Raw genomic sequence first — 18,440 nt, forward strand, 5'->3', positions numbered from 1 at the left:
GTAATGTTTGCTTTTTTCGATTGATATACTGACGTCTAGGTTAAATTGCCAGACTGGATTATGCCATAATTCAAATGATATGAAAATTGGGACAGATCAAGGTCAATGGTAACATAGTGGTATTCCGATAGTGAAAACGTTAAGAGTGGCCGTAGCGTCTAATGTGCCTAAGCTGAAGCTACCTGAAGAAGGAAAAGTTCTGCGGCCGATACATTGGCTGCAAGATGGAGGGACGTTAATAATAGATTTGAATTTCATAATTTAAGTTTTGGTGATTTATTTTAATATCTAAGCGGAGTTTATTCAACTCAGTCCAGTATTTTTGTATGACATCATATACAAATTAACACTAACCATATTAAAACTAAAACGATTTTCCAAAACTATTAAAATTTACATAGCTTTTTGATTCTACTTAAAAAATTATTTTGTCTGTATAATAACTAACTTTGATTTATGATTATTATTCAATAATCGCTTTGTATATTACCATACCAGATAGGTATTGCTTATTGAATATTATGACTCCACAAGGACTTTATAATTGAAAGCGAATGAGCTGGTTGAGCAAATTCCCATAACGAAAGGCAGTTAGCTAATCCTTTAGCCTGCTTTGAATCATAATTTGAGTTATCTGCGCAATTTAATCCTGTCAAATGAAAATTACGCAACGGTTTGGTCCTGGTATTCCCGTTATCAGCAATAATTTAAGATTAATTGAAGGACGCCCGGAACTCAACCGGAGTGAAATCGGTTTTACTTTTAAATAATTTGCTAAACGATTGGGGATAGTCGAATCCCAGTGCGAAAGCAATTTCCCCAACGGTAAGTGTGGTAGTGGAAAGTTTTTCTTTTGCTTTTTCAATAATTTTCCCGTGGATGTGTTGCTGTGTATTCTGACCCGTAAGTGCCTTCAACATTCCGCTTAGATAGTTGGGGGAACAATTGAGAAGTGACGCAATATATTGTACGGTTGGCAATCCTTTATTAATGATGTTTTCATCCTCAAAATAGTCGTCTAAAATTTTCTCCAGTTTATCCACGATTTGACTTCCGGATATTTTCCGGGTAAGGAACTGACGCATGTAAAACCGGTTTGAATAGTTGAGGAACGATTCGATTAGAGAGATGATGATGGACTCACTGAATTTATCGATGTGGGAATGATATTCCTGCTCAATATTCCGGATAAAACTTTTCAATACCATTTCTTCTTTTTCAGAAACAAACAGCGCTTCATTTACCGAATAGTTGAAAAACTCATATTTTTTGATACCGTTGGCCAATGGATTTCCCCACAGGAAATCAGGATGAATGAGCAGCATTGTTCCCGAACTCCTGAAATCATCATCTGCTTTGAATGAAAATACCTGATTGGGAGATATAAAGAATAATATGCCCTCATCAAAATCGTATTTTTGCTGCCCATAGCCATACTGTACATCTCCGGCATCCACCTTTTTGAGCGAGATCATATAAAAATCAAACACCACCCTGATACTTTCCTCGCTTCTGTAAGGTGTAATTTCGGCCAGATCGATCACACTGATCATAGGATGTTCAGGATGGCCAATGCCGAGAATTTTATGATATTCCTTGATGGTTTTTATTCTGTAGGGCTGTTGCACATTCATTCGGGTAGCTTACAAGTTCTAAAGATAAGATTATTCCACATCAACTCTTTCCAAAGTCAGCCCGCGGTTTAATCCGAAGAAAGAAAGTCCCCAAAAACCTTTGATATTAAGGCTGCCACTTTTGGTAATGGTGAGATAAGAATCATAGGTATTTCCCTTTTGTCCATCATAATCATAGAGCTTTCCTTTCCAGCCGTTCTTTTTATCGTTGAAAGTAATGTCTGTTAATAACAAAATCCCGGCTAAGGGCCGTTTACGTTTTTCTTTGTCGGGATTATTGACATCTAAAACAGGTTTACCTTCATGATCGAGAGCATGTCTTAAATAGGTTAACCTGCCATAATAATGGTTACCGCTTTTATATATCTGTACATTGCCCTCTTTTACCGGACTGTACCATAGCCCAACAATATCATCGGCTTTTGACTGTGAAAATAACATGGTGGAAAAATTTAGAAAAAGGATGGTTAAAAATAGGTTTCTCATTGTTCGTTATATTTTAAGGCGAATGCTTTCGCAAAATCATTTATTTTTGTTTTACCCAAAATGGGCCTGTTTTTGAAATAATCCTCAAACAGACTACCATTATGCATCGCCGCATTCATTTCGGTAAATTCTTTGGCTATTTTAGCTGATGCCCCGATTTGCATAAACGCATCAGTCATTTGCTTGTTACTGATCAGCACCCATTTCAGGTATGGCTTTCCGATGGCTGTTCCTAAAGCAGAGGCTATTTCCTGACAGGTAAGTTCTTCACTGGCAATATACCTCACAACCTTTCCTCCTTGTTGGGCAAACATTTCTTCTACAATGGCGGAGGCAATATCGGAGGGCGATACCCAGGCTATTTTGTCGGTTCCACCATAATTAGACAATATAGTGCCTGAATATCCTTTTAAAAGACCTTTAAAGCCATAATGCCTGAGGTAAAGCAATTTACCGATGATACCTGCTAAAAAATCTTTGCCTTTAACCATGTCCATAAAGGCATACAGATTGTAATCGAAAGATCCGGGGCGAAGATGGGTAACGGAAACATCTTGAGGAAGTTGTTTAAAAACGCTTTCTGCAATATGGTGAAAAACCAGGACCCCGGCGCCAACTGACTTCTCGGCACCCACACTGCTGAGGTGTACTACTCTTTTTATCCCTGCGTTTTGAATCGCCTCAACATAATTTGTACTGATGTTTAATGCCTTTTGCTGATAATCAAGCGGTTGTTTCCCGAAAAAGTTAAAGGGTGGAATCATACAGTAGGCGGCATCGTGGCCATCGAAAGTGTTACTTAAAAAAATGCGATCCCCTAAATCTCCGATCGCAGCCTGCGCACCCAGCTGCTCTATTGCTGCTTTCCTTGCGCCCGAACTGCTGATTACGGTAACCTGATGCCCCTGTTCAATCAATAGCAACACCAGCGGCCTGCTGATATTTCCTAATGAACCTGTTACTACTATTTTCATATTGACCTGCTATTTATTTATGGTGCAATTTCAGTCAATTTGATCTTCGCAGCGTGTTCGAATCCACCTTTCTTGTGTTCAAAAACACGCTGATACACTTTGCAGCGAAATACTGAATGCTAGAAATTGTATGAATAAGCCTGATGCAACTACTGGTTGCGTTTCCACCAGTCAGCCCTTTTGAAAACAGACGTACTGAGTACCCGACCCCGTCGCCCCATCAGCCTGTCCATTCGGCATTTGGTGCAAGCCATGCGCCGACCCTTGAAAAATCGGGGTTATTTTCCCCTTCAAGTTCGCCCAATTCTTCCAAAAACTCATCCTTAAAAGCGATAAAATCAATCCGGGTATCGTATGTATGTTCCAGAACAGTCTTTACCTTGTTCAGGTCATCAAAAAGCGCATGCAATTCAAAAGCTTCCCAATAATCTGCTTTAGATAAACCAGGTTCAGTTTTTTTATTACCGAAAAACGAATTGAACATCCGGCGTAAAAACAACAGTATGAGCATTAAGATGATTATTTCCATGATATCCGGTTAAGAAAGCAGATTCAATATTCCTGGTTTTTGCAGTCAACACCACAAATATAGTACTAATTTTGCCCTTACCATTCAGCCGGTAGGGTTGGCCACAGCACGATAAGTTTGCCAGACTAACTAACATGCTGGTCTGAGCAGCGCTTTGTTTACGAAGATGATAAAAATTTCCTGGTTCATCTTTTGGTGCTTAAATAATCAGGAAAATGTTCCTTTATTGTTCCTTAAACCAAAAAAATGATAATTTGCAAAATCAGATGCCAGATCCTGCGGCTTTCTGGAAAAAAAACTGTTAATTAAAATCATGAAAAACTGGATGTGGATAGCGATAGGAATGGTGATTGTAGTAGCCGTATTTTACCTGATCAGATGGAAAAATGCCAGTGTACTGGAACGCAATAAGTTACCATTGGAACAGGCATACGTGGATTTTCAGGCCATTAACGAACACTACCAGTCAAACCTGTTCAAAATCGAAAGACTTTGTACCGTATCGATGCGCAGTGCCTCATCACCTGAGCCCATACGTGTATTCCCGACTGTAAACCAACAACTGATTATTGATGCGGATCCTAAGGTAGACGAAGAAACGAAACATGATTACCGCTATTATAAATTGGATCAGCAGGGAAAGCTGGTAGATTCTCTTTATATCAAATATGAAGGTTACTGGCCAAAATTTATAGACCGTTTTATGGTTTTCAGTACCGAAAAAAAGGCCTATTACACCACCTGGCCGCTGGATGGAGATACGACCCGGCATCACTTTGTTAGCTTAAACGCCGACTTTAGCTGGCCAAAGGACAGGATTGATCAAAAAATCAGGGCGGTGGAAAAAAGTGGCAACTATTACTTCTTCAGTGCTTTCAGGGATCATGGAAAAGACTTTAGATGGATGGCGTTTTACGAACAGCAGCAATGGTACATGCTTTGGGAAAAGATGCCGGGTTATACACAGGTTGCTGATGAGGATTCGGGCTATCGTTATCGTTCAGATGTATTTCATACGGGAACACCCGATCCGGTGATACCTGAAGACGTGAGGCTGATACATTTCTACCCCGAAGAAAAAATGGAATATAAACACGTACTTGGAGGAGGAACGCTCCCTTCTTCAGCTACGAACTGGCGTGGCAAAGGATTTTTTTCAACTGATATTGCCGGAAGGAGTTTTTCTTTCCAGGTAGATCAGCTGGTGGTGGAGAAAGAAAAATATGACAGGTTTAAAACGCGTTTGTATACTGTGACGGAACCGGGCGGGGCGGCCCGGATTTACGAACCCGCATTTTACCGTTCGGAACATGGTTTTGCGCTTTATTCCGGTAATTGGGATGAACTTTATATCATCAAACTTCAATAATAACTTCTCCAGGCTTGCCAACAGTAAGGATTGCAGGATTTTCCTGCTGAGCTCATAAATGCCTGCCATCAACTGTAAATCTCAAATAAGTCTTTACCCGATCGTTTTTATAACTTAAACGCTTTTAGTATGGGTTTTGGCTGAAGTCAACATCCAAACCAGTGAGTAACGCCAATTCCTGAGCCTGACGAACTATTATTATCTTACCCCATGGTATATACTATAATGGAGTATGATATCATTTCAGCCAAACCGTCATCATCATACGGTATTAAACTGAACAATTATACAACACGAACAAAAGCGTGTAAGCTGTGGTTAAGCCTTACAAAGGGCAGGTTGACTTAAGATTTAGCGGGAACAGTATCCCAGCACTAAAAGTAGGTCAACTTACTCAAAATCTCCCCAACCGAAAACTTCGCCCCGCACACAAACTCATCGGCAGCGCCATAATAAATGGTGAGTTCATCGCCATTAACCACATGACCGTTGGTAAATACCACCTCGCCAAAAAAACCGTGTAGTTCGTAATCTTCCTGGGGTACCATGATCGGCGCTTCCGTTCTGGCCAATACTTTAGCGGGATCATTTAAATCCATTAAAAAAGCGCCCAAGCAATACTGGTGTTTTTCGTTTGCACCGTGGTAAATTTCGAGCCAGCCGGCTGTGGTTTTAATGGGCGCTGCGCCGGCGCCTACACGGGCACTATCCCAAAGGTTGGCCCTGGTTTTAATAATACACTGGTGTTTGCTCCAATGGATACCATCAGGCGATTCGGCCAGCCAGATGTAGTTACCCCCTAAAGCCACGCTGCTGGGGCGGTGCAGGGCGTAAAATTTACCATTAATCCGTTCTTCAAACAAGGCACAATCTTTATTATGGGGAGGGATGATCATGCCATGGCGTTCGAATTTTTTCCAGTTGGTAGTGGTGCGCAGCCCCACCCCCACACCATGGGCCGAAACAGCTGTATAAGTTAAATAATAGGTATCGCCAATTAAGGTTACGCGGCAATCTTCAATGCCAAAGGTTTCATCTTTACCTTCGCCCTGTAACAAAGGGTAACCTTCGGGTTTATGAAAATGAATTCCGTCCTCACTGCAAACCAACCTTAAATGAGATAGGGTGGTTAAATAATCGGCGCCTTTGTAATTAATCACCCTTGGGTCAGTGGCATTTACATGAGGATCATTTTCTTCAACGGCCAGGATTTCTATGCCGTTTTGCGTTAAAATGGGGAAAGAGATAATACCAGGGCTTTGTTTAGGCCTTTCGGCTACCCGGATCAATAACCATATTTTCCCGTCAAAGTTAAAAACACCCGGATTGAGCAGGCAGGCAATTTCCAGTCCTGCTCTGCTGGGTGGCAAATTTTGAGGTGCGAGTATGGGGTTTTGCGGAAAACGTTGGGCAATATCGGCCATAAAAAATGTTTTTAACGCATACAGGCGACCATTTTTTTTGATCGCCTGTTTTTGCTATTGAATGGATATTATAAAGAGTTGATCCACTTTACCAGTTCATCTCTTCCTTTACCTGTTTTTTGTTGCAGCCGGCCCAATAACTCATCATCTTGCCCCTCTTCGTGTTTTAAATCGTCATCGGTTAAATCAGCATAGGCTTGTTTAACTTTTCCTTTTATTTCGTTCCACTTTCCTTTTAATTCTAACTTATCCATACTCGTATTTTTATGGTGAATACTGTTGTTTTAACAATAGAGGTAACAATTTCAACCCCAGTTTGTTTGATTTTTAGTGCAGGAGGCTAATTATTAGCTTATTTTATCATATTCCCAGAGGTTTTATATCTGTTTTTAGCTATATTAAGGGTATAATTTCTATCCACTATTAAACATTATCAACTAAAACTAACAATTTGATGAAAAAACTACTCTTTAGTATGCTTTTATCTCTTGGTTTAATTTCATTTGCTTTCGCACAGGGCAAAGTCATTACCGGGAAGGTAACGTCGGCCTCGGGACCAATTCCGGGCGTTAGCGTATTTGTAAAAGGCTCGCCAGCCAATGGCACGCAGAGCGATGCCACCGGGGCTTTTAAATTGACGGTTGCTGATGATGCTAAAACGCTTGTTTTTAGTTTTATCGGCTACAAGGCCAAAGAAGTGCCCATCACCGGGCCAACCCTAAATGTAAACCTTGATGAAGAGAACAACACCTTATCAGACGTGGTGGTGGTGGGTTACGGTACACAAAATAAACGGGATGTGACAGGATCAGTAGCTTCGGTTAAAGCTAAAGATCTGGAGAACTTACCGGTAACCAGTTTTGAACAGGCCTTACAGGGTAAAGCGGCAGGTGTACAGATAGCCGCACAGAATGGAAAGCTGGGCCAGGGTATAACGGTAAGGGTAAGGGGAGCCGCATCGGTAACTGCAGGTAGTGAGCCGCTTTACATTGTAGATGGAATTCCGATCACTTCTGGCGACTTTTCAAGCACTACTGCGCCAACAAGCGCCCTGGCAGATCTGAATACAAACGACATTGAATCTATAGAGGTACTGAAAGATGCTTCGGCATCTGCTATTTATGGTGCAAGGGCTTCGAATGGTGTTGTACTCATCACTACTAAACAGGGAAAAGCAGGAAAAACGCTGATTCAATTTAATGCGCTAGGAGGCATCAGTAGTCCTTCAAACCATCGTGAATTTTTAAATGCCGAACAGTATGTTAAGATATTAAGGAGGGCAGGGCAAGGCGCGGCTAATCAGGATTTCTTGAATGGAGATTATGCGACTTTACAGGAAGCGCTAGATGATTATAGCGCCAGCGTTGAAGCCCGTTTAAACAGATACTCGGCCGGTAATAATGATTATCAAACCTATAAGGTAAACTCCAACTGGGAGGCAGCCTCATTTCAGGATAATCCGGTTACGCAACAATACGACCTTAATTTAACCGGAGGAAATGAAAAGACTAAATTTTATATGGGTGGCCAGGCCCTAGATCAGCAGGGGATTGTAATTGGTAACAGTTATAAACGTTACAGCGGAAGATTGAACCTGACCAATAAAGTAACCGATTTTTTAGAAGTGGGTATCAACCTCAATTTTTCAAACAGCATTAACAACAGGCTATCTAATGATAATGCTTTTTCGAGTCCTTTACAATCGGTAGCGCTTTCGCCCATTACACCGTTTATCGATCCAAGGTCAGGGTTAATCAGCGGAACTTTGCCTGGGGCAGCCTCAAACTACCCTGTTTACTATAACCCGTTTATCAGTGTAGATAATGCTTTTTACAAGGCAACAGTTTACAGAACGATAGGTAAAGCCTTCGCCAATATTAACATTGCAAAGGGATTAAAATTCAGCACCGATTTTTCGATGGATAATTTGAACCAAAATGAGGAAAGCTATTACGGTTCATTAACTTTTAGGAATACGGGCACTTCAAATGGCGACGGACAGAATATATCTACCTTCGTAATCAATACCAATACCAATAACTTTTTTAGCTACAATACAACAGCTGGCAAAAGTGCCTTTGATTTTGTGCTTGGTACCAGTTATCAAAAATCGACCACTAAGTATAGCACTTTAGAAGGGCAGGATTTCCCCAGTGATTCTTATATTAAACTGGGATCTGCAGCAACAAAAGTAATTGCTACCAGTAACGAAAGTGCATTTAGCTTTCTATCTTACTTTTTTAGGGCCAATTACAAATACAATGACCGTTATTTAGTTGGTTTTAGCTTAAGAGCAGATGGTTCTTCACGTTTCGGCGCAAATAACAGGTATGGTTATTTCCCAGCCGGGTCATTGGCTTGGATTGCTTCAGAAGAAGATTTCTTAAAACAAAGCGAAACCATCAGTTTATTAAAGTTAAGGGCAAGTTATGGTTTAACCGGTAATGCTGAAATAGGGAATTATTCTGCACGCGGCTTATATAGTGGCACAGGTGCCTATGGTGGCTTACCAGGCCAAAGCCCATCGAGAATTGCGAACCCGGATTTAACCTGGGAAAAAACCAAACAGCTGGACATTGGCTTTGACTTTGGTATTTTCAAAAACAGGATTACAGGCGTTTTTGATTTCTATCAAAAAAACACAACAGACCTGCTGTTAGATGTGCCGATTCCTCAAACCACAGGATTTTCTACTAAAACCCAAAACTTAGGTTCGTTAAAAAACACAGGGTTTGAATTGGGCATTAATACAGAAAATTTTGTAGGTGCTTTTAAATGGTCAACTGCAATAACCGGGGCAATTAACAACAATAAGATTACCAACCTGGGTGGACAGATTTTAAACAGCAATGAAATAAATGCGGCTATTTCTGGTCAACCAATCGGTGTATTTTATCTTCCTGAATATGCCGGGGTAAATCCGGCAAATGGAGACGCTTTATATTACAAAAACACCATTGATGATTCAGGCAATATAGACCGCTCTACCACTACTGATATTAATAAAGCGCAAAGAATATTTGCAGGTAATCCCAATCCTAAATACACTTTCGGAATAAACAATACCTTTTCTTACAAAAATTTCGATTTGGGCATATTTTTTCAGGGTGTAAAAGGCAATAAAATTTTTAATTCAGGGGGCCAGTATATGAGTGCCAATGCATCAAACGGTTATGATAACCAAACTGCAGATCAAATGTCTTATTGGGATAAACCAGGCGATATTACCATGGTTCCTGAACCCCGTTTGTTTGCTGGAAACGGTGTAGGTAATTCTACCCGATATATATCTGATGGTTCATACCTTCGTTTAAAAACATTAACGCTCGGTTATACATTCCCAGCCTCGGTTTTAACAAAAATTAAACTGAGTAAATTAAGGTTATACGCTACAGCTCAAAACTTAGCCACCATTACAGGTTATAAAGGCTGGGATCCGGAGGTTAACGCAGATTACCAATCAACCAACATTAATCAGGGGGTTGATTTTTATTCTGCCCCTCAGCCACGCGTAATTTCATTTGGAATAAACATTGGCCTATAATTAAAAAAATCAAAATGAAAAAGATATATATAAATCGCATCCTATTTGCTTTCCTATTGCTGATAGTTATCTCATCGTGCAAAAAAGCATTGGAGATAAACCCTGTTGATACCATTGAGCAAAAAAATGCATTACTGACCTCGAAAGATGTAGAGGGCGCATTAGTAGGTGCATATGCTGATCTTGGAAGTCGTAATTTCTTTGGTGGACGCCCCTTTTTAATGACTGATTTCTTAGCCAATACAGATGCCATTGAGTGGTTTGGCACGTACGAAGAGTTAACCCAAGCCATTAACAAATCACTTTTAAAAACAAATGTTTATGTTGATAATGTTTGGGCCGCAGGATACACCGCAATCAACGATGCAAACAATGTAATTTCGGCAATAGACAAAGTGGATGCTGCAAAAAAGAGCAGAGTGGAAGGAGAAGCCAAATTTATTAGGGGAGCGGCATACTTTGAACTGGTTAGGCTGTTTGGAAAAGCATACAATGATGGCTCGCCAACTACAAATCCGGGTGTACCCATCGTATTAACACCAACCAATCTTGTTACTGAGGCTAATTATGTAAGCAGGGCTACTGTAGCAGCAGTTTACAATCAGGCCATCACAGATTTAACGGATGCGGAAGCCAAGCTACCAGCAACAAACGGTTTTTTTTGCAACCAAATCTGCTGCTGCCGCAATGTTAGCCAGAATATACCTGCAAATGGGTAATTATAGCGCTGCTGCTGCTGCTGCAAACCGAGTAATTACTTCGGGAAATTACCAACTGTCAAGTACTTATCTGGGCGCCTTCCCTAAAATGCCAGAAAGTGGAAAACCTGCAAAACCTGGCGACAATACAAAAGAAGATGTTTTTGCTATGCAGGTAACCACGCTAACGGGATTTAATGGTTTTAATGAATTTTATGGTTCATCAACTTTTGGCGGCCGTGGAGATGCGGTGATTTCAAAAGATTGGATTGATGAAACTTATTCGGCAGATGATGACAGGATTAATGCTTTTTATGACGATGATGACTTATTTACCGCTAAATACGGCAATCAATACGGAAATGTACCGGTAATCAGACTTGCTGAAATGTATTTAATCAGGGCAGAGAGTAATGTACGTTTGGCACCAGCAGCTCCAATTGGCGGTGTAACACCGCTTGAGGATTTAGCAACCATTAGAAGCAGGGCCGGCTTAACAACCAATACCGCTACACTAAGCGATATTCTTAATGAAAGAAAACTTGAATTTGCATTTGAAGGTTTTTCACTGCATGACGCAAAACGAACGCAGACTAACATCGGCAGTTTACCGTGGAACTCAACCAAATTGGTGTTCCCGATTCCGCAACGGGAAATTGATGCGAACAAAAACTTAATTCAAAACGCTGATTACTAACACTGGCCCATCAATAAACAACAAAGCCTCCAGATTAAATCAGGAGGCTTTGTTGTTAAATGGGTTTACATCAGAGTTTTTTAGCAGCTTCGATAATTTCTTCTACCACACCCGGATCAAGCAAGGTAGAGGTATCGCCTAAATTACTGGTATCGCCTTCTGCAATTTTGCGTAAAATCCGGCGCATAATTTTGCCCGAACGTGTTTTGGGCAAACCAGATACAAACAATATTTTATCAGGCTTGGCGATGGCTCCAATTACACGGGTAACCGTTTGCAAAATATCTTTTTTAGATAATTCTGCTTCGCCATGCATATCAGGATAAATAACAAAAGCATAAATGCCCTGGCCTTTTACATCATGCGGGTAACCTACCACTGCACTTTCTACCACACCGGCATGCATGTTAATGGCATTTTCTACCTCTGCAGTACCGATTCTATGTCCTGAAACGTTTAACACATCATCCACCCGGCCTGTAATCCGGTAATAACCGTCTTGATCGCGTAAACAGCCATCGCCGGTAAAATACAAATTCTCGTAGGTAGAGAAATAAGTCTGCTTGCAACGTTCATGGTCACCATAGGTGGTCCGCAGCATACCTGGCCACGGGAACTTAATGCAAAGATTTCCCATCACCCCGTTTCCTTTAATTTCATTGCCATTTTCATCTACCAAAATCGGCTGGATGCCGGGCAAGGGCAAGGTAGCAAAACTAGGTTTGGTCGGCGTTACGCTTGCAATAGGCGAAATCATGATCCCGCCTGTTTCCGTTTGCCACCAGGTATCAACAATAGGCGCTTTGCCACGACCTATTTTTTCATCAAACCAGTGCCAGGCTTCCTCATTAATCGGCTCTCCTACCGAGCCTAAAACGCGGATAGTGCTTAAATCTTTACCATTAAGCGGATCATCACCATAACTCATTAAAGAACGGATGGCCGTAGGGGCCGTGTATAAAGTATTTACTTTATGTTTTTCTACAATATCCCAGAAACGTGAGGGTGTGGGATAAGTGGGGATACCTTCAAACAATACAGATGTTGCACCTTGCGAAAGCGGTCCGTATACGATGTATGAATGTCCGGTGATCCAGCCGATATCAGCTGTACAGAAATAAACTTCGCCAGGTTGATAATTAAATACATTGGCAAAAGTATAACCAGCATAAACCATGTAACCGCCACAGGTATGCACTACTCCTTTGGGTTTCCCGGTAGAACCAGAGGTATACAAAATGAAGAGCATATCTTCAGCATCCATTTCTTCTGCTTCGCATACATCGTTTACGTGTTTAACTTCATCCTCCCACCATACATCGCGTCCCTTCAACATCGAAACAGGCGTACGCACATGCGTTAACACGATACATTTCTCTACGGTTGGGCAACCGATCAGTGCATCGTCAATTACATCTTTTAAAGGAATCTGTTTGTTGCCGCGGTAAGCACCATCAGCCGTAATTACCACTTTACACTGCGAATCGTTAATCCTATCGGCAATGGATTTAGCAGAAAAGCCACCAAAAATAACCGAATGTACGGCACCAATACGTGCACAGGCTAAAACTGCTATCGCAAGTTCCGGCACCATGGGCATGTAAATACAAATCCGGTCGCCTTTTTTTGCCCCATTGCGTTTTAACACATTGGCAAAACGGCAAACCCGCTCATGCAACATTTTATAGGTATAGGTAACGCTTTCTTCTTCCGGGTTGTTCGGTTCCCAAACAATGGCCGGTTTATCTCCATTGGTGGCGAGGTGCCGGTCTAAACAATTTTCGGTGATGTTAAGCTTTGCCCCTTCAAACCATTTGATATTGGGTTCGTTAAAGTTCCAGGATAATACCTTAAACCAGGGTTTGCGCCATTGAAAGTTTTGCGCCACTTCGCCCCAAAACTGCTCAGGGTTTTCTACGCTTTTCTTATAATCTTCTTCGTATTGCTTAAAAGATGTAATTTGCATCGCTCGTTTTTATATTTAGGATTAGTGGCAGCTAATTTAAATAAATAATACCAATGAGAAATAGTGTTATCGTATCAAAATGGAGATCAAATGTTAAGCAGACTATTTATTTTAAAGAGCTGATGATTCGAATATTCGGGATAACAAATACGGCATAGGCCTTTACCAACTTTTAATATTAATTGTAAAAAATAATTGGCTAGGCTATTGCTGTTTACAATTATTATTCAGATATTTGCACACTCTTAAAAAAATTAAGCGGACGATATTAACAACTATATTTACAAGTCATGTCAAGAGTTTGTGATTTAACAGGAAAAAAAGCAATGGTAGGTAACAACGTTTCTCACTCGAACGTTAAAACCAAACGCAAATTTTACCCAAACCTACAACTTCAGAAATTTTATATCCCTGAAGAAAACCGTTGGATTACGCTGAAAGTTTCTACTTCAGCGATCAAAACCATCAATAAAGTGGGCATCAGCGAAGCAATTAACCGTTTCGTAAAAAAAGGATTTTTGTAAAAAACATTAACTGTTGAGATTAACAGTTTTCAATTTATATTAAAATGGCAAAAAAAGGTAACAGAGTTCAGGTTATTTTAGAATGTACTGAACATAAAGAAAGTGGCATGCCAGGTATGTCTAGATATATTTCTACCAAAAACCGTAAAAATACGACTGAAAGATTAGAATTGAAAAAATTCAATCCAGTATTGAGAAAAGTAACCGTACATAAAGAGATTAAATAAGGCTGAAGGTAAAAGGTTTAAGGTTGAGGGTTTAACCATTCATCCAATCCTTCTATCATTCAATCATTAAATTTATAAGAACATGGCAAAGAAAGTAGTTGCAACCCTTAAAACAGGTACAGGTAAAGAATATTCGAAAGTAATTACAATGGTGAAATCACCAAAAACAGGTGCTTACTCATTCAAAGAACTTATCGTACACAACGACCACGTAAAAGATGCTATTGCATCTAAATAAGGTTAATATTTTTTAATATAAAATATTACAGGCCGTTCCGTTTTTAACCGGAAGGGCTTTTTTTGTTATATCAAATTTTAAACATGGGTTTATTCGATTTTTTCAAAAAGAAAGAAACTGCACCTGAAGCACAGGAAGCACTGGATAAAGGTTTAGAGAAAACCAAAGACGGTTTCTTTAATAAAATTACCAAAGCCGTAGCAGGAAAATCTTCTGTTGATGATGAAGTACTCGATAATCTGGAAGAGGTTTTGGTTACTTCTGATGTGGGCGTAAGTACCACCTTAAAAATCATCAAACGAATTGAAGAGCGTGTGGCCAAAGATAAATACCTGAACACCACCGAGCTTAATTTTATTCTACGCGATGAGATCCAATTGTTGCTATCAGAAAATAACAGCAATGATTTCCGTCAGTTTGAATATGGCGATCATAAACCTTATGTAATTATGGTGGTGGGTGTAAATGGTGTGGGCAAAACCACTACCATTGGTAAATTGGCCCATAAACTTAAAGAATCGGGTTTAAAGGTTGTTTTAGGTGCTGCTGATACTTTTAGGGCTGCAGCCGTTGACCAGATTAAACTTTGGGGCGAACGTGTAGGTGTTAGGGTGGTAGCACAGGCCATGGGCTCAGACCCTGCATCAGTTGCTTTTGATACCCTGCAATCGGCCGTGGCCAATGGCGAGGATGTAGTGATTATTGATACAGCAGGACGTTTGCACAACAAAATCGGTTTGATGAACGAGCTAGGAAAAATTAAACAGGTGATGCAAAAGGTAGTACCGGGAGCACCGCACGAAATTTTATTGGTATTAGACGCCTCTACCGGTCAAAATGCCTTTGAACAATGCAAACAATTTACCGAAGCAACTGATGTGAATGCATTGGCCATTACCAAGTTAGATGGAACGGCGAAAGGCGGTGTAGTAATAGGCATCTCCGATCAGTTTAAAATTCCGGTTAAATATATTGGCGTAGGCGAAAAAATAAACGATTTGCAACTCTTTGATAAAAAAGATTTTGTGAATAGTTTGTTTAAGTAGCACTTCGTGTATGATTCCACTGATTTAGGAGATTACACCGATTAGTGGATTTCACAGATTTTTATATAGATTTATGTATGATCGAATATGAAAAAGATACGCTAACACAAAAGATTATCGGCTGCTGTTATGAAGTTCATACTCAGTTAGGCCCAGGCTTTTTAGAGAAAATCTATGCGAATGCATTAAAAATTAAACTCCAGCAAGCAAGTTTAAACTTCATTGCAGAAAAGGAATTTAATGTAATATTTGAGCATATTATTATTGGGAAATTCAGAGGCGATCTGTTCGTTGAAGATAAAGTAATCGTAGAATTGAAATCCGTGACGGGATACCAACCTAAGTTATTTCAAAGTCAACTTATATCATACTTAAAAGCCAGCAAAATTAAAACAGGATTATTGATTAACTTTGGCAACACAAAATGCGAAGTAAAACGACTGTCCGTTTAAATATATCATCGGTACTCACCTAAATCGGTGTAATCATTTTATATCGGTGCTATCACACATAACATGAATACCAAAACAATAAAAAAAACAACCATTAAACAACCTAAAATCAATGTAATTACATTAGGCTGTTCAAAAAATATATACGATTCGGAAGTATTAATGGGCCAGTTGCGCGGCAACAACCTCAACGTTACCCACGAATCAGACAAAATGGGTAAAGATGATATCGTGGTGATTAACACCTGCGGTTTTATTGATAATGCCAAACAAGAATCAATTGATACCATTCTGCAGTTTAGCGAGTTGAAAGAAGCGGGTAAAATAGGTAAAGTAGTGGTTACAGGCTGCCTTTCCGAGCGTTATAAGCCTGAGCTGGAGTCGGAAATTACCAACGTAGACGCATTTTTTGGCACCAATGATTTACAAAACATTTTGCACGAGCTAGGAGCTAACTATAAACATGAACTGATTGGCGAACGTTTGCTCACTACCCCATCACATTTTGCTTATTTTAAAATTGCCGAGGGCTGTAACCGTCCGTGCTCGTTTTGTGCCATCCCTTTAATGCGTGGCAAGCACATGAGCAAGCCTATGGAAGAATTGGTTAATGAAGCTAAAATACTGGCCAAAAACGGCACCAAAGAATTGATTTTAATCGCACAGGACCTTACTTATTATGGTTTAGACCTTTATGGTGTGCGCAAGTTGGACGAGTTGATGCGTCGCTTATCAGATGTACCGGGCATTGAGTGGATCCGCCTGCAATACGCCTACCCTTCTGGTTTCCCGATGGAAATTTTAGATGCCATGAATGAGCGGGAAAACATCTGCAAATACCTGGATATGCCACTGCAGCACATCACTGATAACATGCTGAAATCGATGCGACGTGGTACCACCAAGCAAAAAACCATCGACCTGGTTAACCAGATTAGGGATAAAGTGCCCAATATTGCCATGCGTACCACATTAATCTGTGGTTATCCGGGTGAAACTGAACGCGACTTTGAAGAAATGGCAGCGTGGGTTGCCGAAACCAGATTTGATCGTTTAGGCTGCTTTACCTACTCGCATGAAGAAAAAACACATGCCCATACCTTGGTCGACGATATCCCTGAAGAAGTAAAACAACAACGGGTAGATGATATCATGGAAATACAGCAAGGCATTTCATTCGATATTAATCAGGAGAAAGTAGGCAAAACCTTTAAAGTATTGGTAGATAAAAAAGAAGGAGATTTCTTTATAGGCAGAACCGAATTTGACTCGCCAGAAGTGGATAATGAAGTGTTGATAGATGCAGCAACCGGTTATGCCGCTAATGGAAGCTTTGTTCAGGTAAAGGTTGACAGAGCAGAAGATTTCGATTTATACGGAACAATTGTTTAAATAAACATTCACAAAAACACGAACCCCAGAAGTATTGCTTTTGGGGTTTTTGCTTTTATACACACTTAAATATTTCCTTTCAGCTGTAGCGAATACCACCACAACGTCGTTTAGTGAATAAAAAAGGGTATGGACGCAATAAACCTGATTGATCAAATCATTACCGTTAATTGCAAACAAAAAATCATGCCTTTAAACCTAACGGTATAACTCAATAATTTAAGCTAAATGAAAAAAATTCTATTTGTTCTCGTATTAATTTTCATTACCAATTTAGGTTGCAAAAAAATAATTAATGGGGGCGGACTATGTGCCTGCTCACCTATAACTTATGACACAAGCTTAGGCCTTGTGATTAAGAACAATACAGATGCGGATCTTCTTGACCCTAAAACTGCAGGTTTTTTAAATAAAACTCAGATACAGCTTTATTCCAAAGATGCCAATGATGCAATTAAAAAAATCAATTTTGACATTCGCCAGCCCTTTACCTATGCAGATAATTTGAAAATGGATTATTATCAGCTAGTTTCTGTTGACATAAGCCGTGAAGCGAAAAGCATTGATAATACCTTTTATCTCAAGCTCGGAGAAAAACTTTATGAACTTAACTTAAAGGTGAATAACCGAACGGTTGAAAAACTACTCATCAATAAAACAGATGCTCCTAAAGAACTTCCAAATACTAACATTGAGTACCTTAACAGTATTTATACCTTAAAATTTAAAGAGTAAATTTCCACTTGTAAGCTGATTTGTATAAAAAAATCCCGATGAAAAGTCATCGGGATTTTTATGCTATTTTTTAGGTTCAGGCCTGTTTCTAATCTGACCTGGTTTTAACCAAATTTTGGCACCTTTAGCGTTTACATAATATTTTTCGTTCTTTCCGTTAATATACACGTCAGAACCATCTGGTGCCATTTTACCTTTCCAGGTTTTATCAGCCACTTTTGAACTGCCTTTTACCGCTACTTCAGCCGTTTTATTACCTACCGATTTAGCACCTTTACCAATGGCTTTTCCGGTTTTGTCTAATGCTCTACCTACTTCAGTTTTTTTCTCTTGTGCATTTACGCTAAGGGTTACACCGCCAAATAAGGCCATTGTTAATAAACCCATTACTAATTTCTTTTTCATGACAGCTATATTTTTTATTTAAACTGATAACAGTTGATGGTAACATTTGTTTTATTTCTGTTACATAAATAAAGATCAAGTTTTAAATATTATTTTTTAA

At 39.8% G+C, this 18,440-nt stretch carries 19 protein-coding genes; 11 read left to right on the forward strand and 8 right to left on the reverse strand.

What is annotated here, in order from left to right; genetic code table 11:
- Positions 1-713 precede the first annotated feature (713 nt).
- The 4 genes from PGN18_RS00075 to PGN18_RS00090 form a co-directional block, all read right to left on the reverse strand.
- The gene (locus PGN18_RS00075; RefSeq protein ID WP_335317309.1) at positions 714-1,634 is read right to left on the reverse strand and encodes a helix-turn-helix domain-containing protein; all 921 of its coding nucleotides are present in this window, start codon (positions 1,632-1,634) and stop codon (positions 714-716) included.
- A 30-nt stretch (positions 1,635-1,664) separates the two neighbouring features.
- A complete protein-coding gene (locus PGN18_RS00080) occupies positions 1,665-2,120 on the reverse strand; it encodes a DUF2147 domain-containing protein (protein ID WP_335317310.1) in 456 nt (151 codons plus the stop codon).
- Entirely contained in the window at positions 2,117-3,094 is a 978-nt protein-coding gene (locus PGN18_RS00085; RefSeq protein WP_335317311.1) for an NmrA family NAD(P)-binding protein, read from the reverse strand. Before PGN18_RS00085 ends, PGN18_RS00080 begins: the two co-directional genes overlap by 4 nt.
- A 220-nt stretch (positions 3,095-3,314) precedes the next feature.
- Complete coding sequence (locus PGN18_RS00090) at positions 3,315-3,623, reverse strand: hypothetical protein (RefSeq protein WP_335317312.1); 309 nt, start codon at positions 3,621-3,623, stop codon at positions 3,315-3,317.
- 313 nt (positions 3,624-3,936) lie between these two features.
- Here PGN18_RS00090 and PGN18_RS00095 point away from each other — a divergent pair, with 313 nt between their 5' ends.
- A complete protein-coding gene (locus PGN18_RS00095; RefSeq protein WP_335317313.1) occupies positions 3,937-4,992 on the forward strand; it encodes a hypothetical protein in 1,056 nt (351 codons plus the stop codon).
- Between the two features lie 374 nt (positions 4,993-5,366).
- Here the strand turns inward: PGN18_RS00095 and PGN18_RS00100 are convergent, their stop codons facing one another.
- Positions 5,367-6,416 carry a glycoside hydrolase family 130 protein gene (locus PGN18_RS00100; protein ID WP_335317314.1) on the reverse strand — a complete coding sequence of 350 codons (1,050 nt, stop codon included), beginning with the start codon at positions 6,414-6,416 and terminating at the stop codon, positions 5,367-5,369.
- 68 nt (positions 6,417-6,484) lie between these two features.
- Positions 6,485-6,670 (reverse strand): CsbD family protein, encoded by a 186-nt coding sequence (locus PGN18_RS00105; RefSeq protein WP_090501239.1) that lies wholly within the window; start codon positions 6,668-6,670, stop codon positions 6,485-6,487.
- 200 nt (positions 6,671-6,870) lie between these two features.
- Here PGN18_RS00105 and PGN18_RS00110 point away from each other — a divergent pair, with 200 nt between their 5' ends.
- The 3 genes from PGN18_RS00110 to PGN18_RS00120 are packed head-to-tail and all read left to right on the forward strand — an operon-like array spanning position 6,871 to position 11,355.
- The gene (locus PGN18_RS00110) at positions 6,871-9,960 is read left to right on the forward strand and encodes a SusC/RagA family TonB-linked outer membrane protein (RefSeq protein ID WP_335317315.1); all 3,090 of its coding nucleotides are present in this window, start codon (positions 6,871-6,873) and stop codon (positions 9,958-9,960) included.
- A 14-nt stretch (positions 9,961-9,974) separates the two neighbouring features.
- The gene (locus PGN18_RS00115; protein ID WP_335317316.1) at positions 9,975-10,679 is read left to right on the forward strand and encodes a RagB/SusD family nutrient uptake outer membrane protein; all 705 of its coding nucleotides are present in this window, start codon (positions 9,975-9,977) and stop codon (positions 10,677-10,679) included.
- Positions 10,648-11,355, forward strand: a complete 708-nt coding sequence (locus PGN18_RS00120; RefSeq protein WP_335317317.1) for a RagB/SusD family nutrient uptake outer membrane protein — start codon at positions 10,648-10,650, stop codon at positions 11,353-11,355. Before PGN18_RS00115 ends, PGN18_RS00120 begins: the two co-directional genes overlap by 32 nt.
- 70 nt (positions 11,356-11,425) lie before the next feature.
- On the opposite strand, the gene acs is transcribed toward PGN18_RS00120, so the two are convergent.
- Positions 11,426-13,321, reverse strand: coding sequence for an acetate--CoA ligase (acs, locus tag PGN18_RS00125; RefSeq protein ID WP_335317318.1), 1,896 nt, complete (start codon positions 13,319-13,321; stop codon positions 11,426-11,428).
- 290 nt (positions 13,322-13,611) lie between these two features.
- Between acs and rpmB the strand changes: the two genes are divergently transcribed.
- The 7 genes from rpmB (at position 13,612) to PGN18_RS00160 (ending at position 17,935) form a co-directional block, all read left to right on the forward strand.
- Complete coding sequence (gene rpmB, locus PGN18_RS00130; protein WP_025145121.1) at positions 13,612-13,845, forward strand: 50S ribosomal protein L28; 234 nt, start codon at positions 13,612-13,614, stop codon at positions 13,843-13,845.
- Between the two features lie 44 nt (positions 13,846-13,889).
- Positions 13,890-14,072, forward strand: a complete 183-nt coding sequence (gene rpmG / locus PGN18_RS00135) for a 50S ribosomal protein L33 (RefSeq protein WP_010599807.1) — start codon at positions 13,890-13,892, stop codon at positions 14,070-14,072.
- An 82-nt stretch (positions 14,073-14,154) separates the two neighbouring features.
- A complete protein-coding gene (locus tag PGN18_RS00140; protein WP_010599808.1) occupies positions 14,155-14,310 on the forward strand; it encodes a DUF4295 domain-containing protein in 156 nt (51 codons plus the stop codon).
- Positions 14,311-14,393: 83 nt separating this feature from the next.
- Positions 14,394-15,356 carry a signal recognition particle-docking protein FtsY gene (gene ftsY / locus PGN18_RS00145; protein ID WP_335317319.1) on the forward strand — a complete coding sequence of 321 codons (963 nt, stop codon included), beginning with the start codon at positions 14,394-14,396 and terminating at the stop codon, positions 15,354-15,356.
- 77 nt (positions 15,357-15,433) lie between these two features.
- On the forward strand, positions 15,434-15,808 hold the full coding sequence (locus PGN18_RS00150) for a GxxExxY protein (RefSeq protein ID WP_335317320.1): 375 nt from the start codon (positions 15,434-15,436) through the stop codon (positions 15,806-15,808).
- Between the two features lie 63 nt (positions 15,809-15,871).
- Positions 15,872-17,200 carry a 30S ribosomal protein S12 methylthiotransferase RimO gene (gene rimO / locus PGN18_RS00155; protein WP_335317321.1) on the forward strand — a complete coding sequence of 443 codons (1,329 nt, stop codon included), beginning with the start codon at positions 15,872-15,874 and terminating at the stop codon, positions 17,198-17,200.
- 228 nt (positions 17,201-17,428) lie between these two features.
- Entirely contained in the window at positions 17,429-17,935 is a 507-nt protein-coding gene (locus tag PGN18_RS00160) for a hypothetical protein (RefSeq protein ID WP_335317322.1), read from the forward strand.
- A gap of 63 nt (positions 17,936-17,998) precedes the next feature.
- On the opposite strand, the gene PGN18_RS00165 is transcribed toward PGN18_RS00160, so the two are convergent.
- Positions 17,999-18,340 carry a hypothetical protein gene (locus PGN18_RS00165; RefSeq protein WP_335317324.1) on the reverse strand — a complete coding sequence of 114 codons (342 nt, stop codon included), beginning with the start codon at positions 18,338-18,340 and terminating at the stop codon, positions 17,999-18,001.
- Between the last annotated feature and the right edge of the window lie 100 nt (positions 18,341-18,440).

Origin of the sequence: Pedobacter terrae, from assembly GCF_036946585.1 — a bacterium.
In the GTDB taxonomy this organism is placed as follows: Bacteria; Bacteroidota; Bacteroidia; order Sphingobacteriales; family Sphingobacteriaceae; genus Pedobacter; species Pedobacter terrae_C.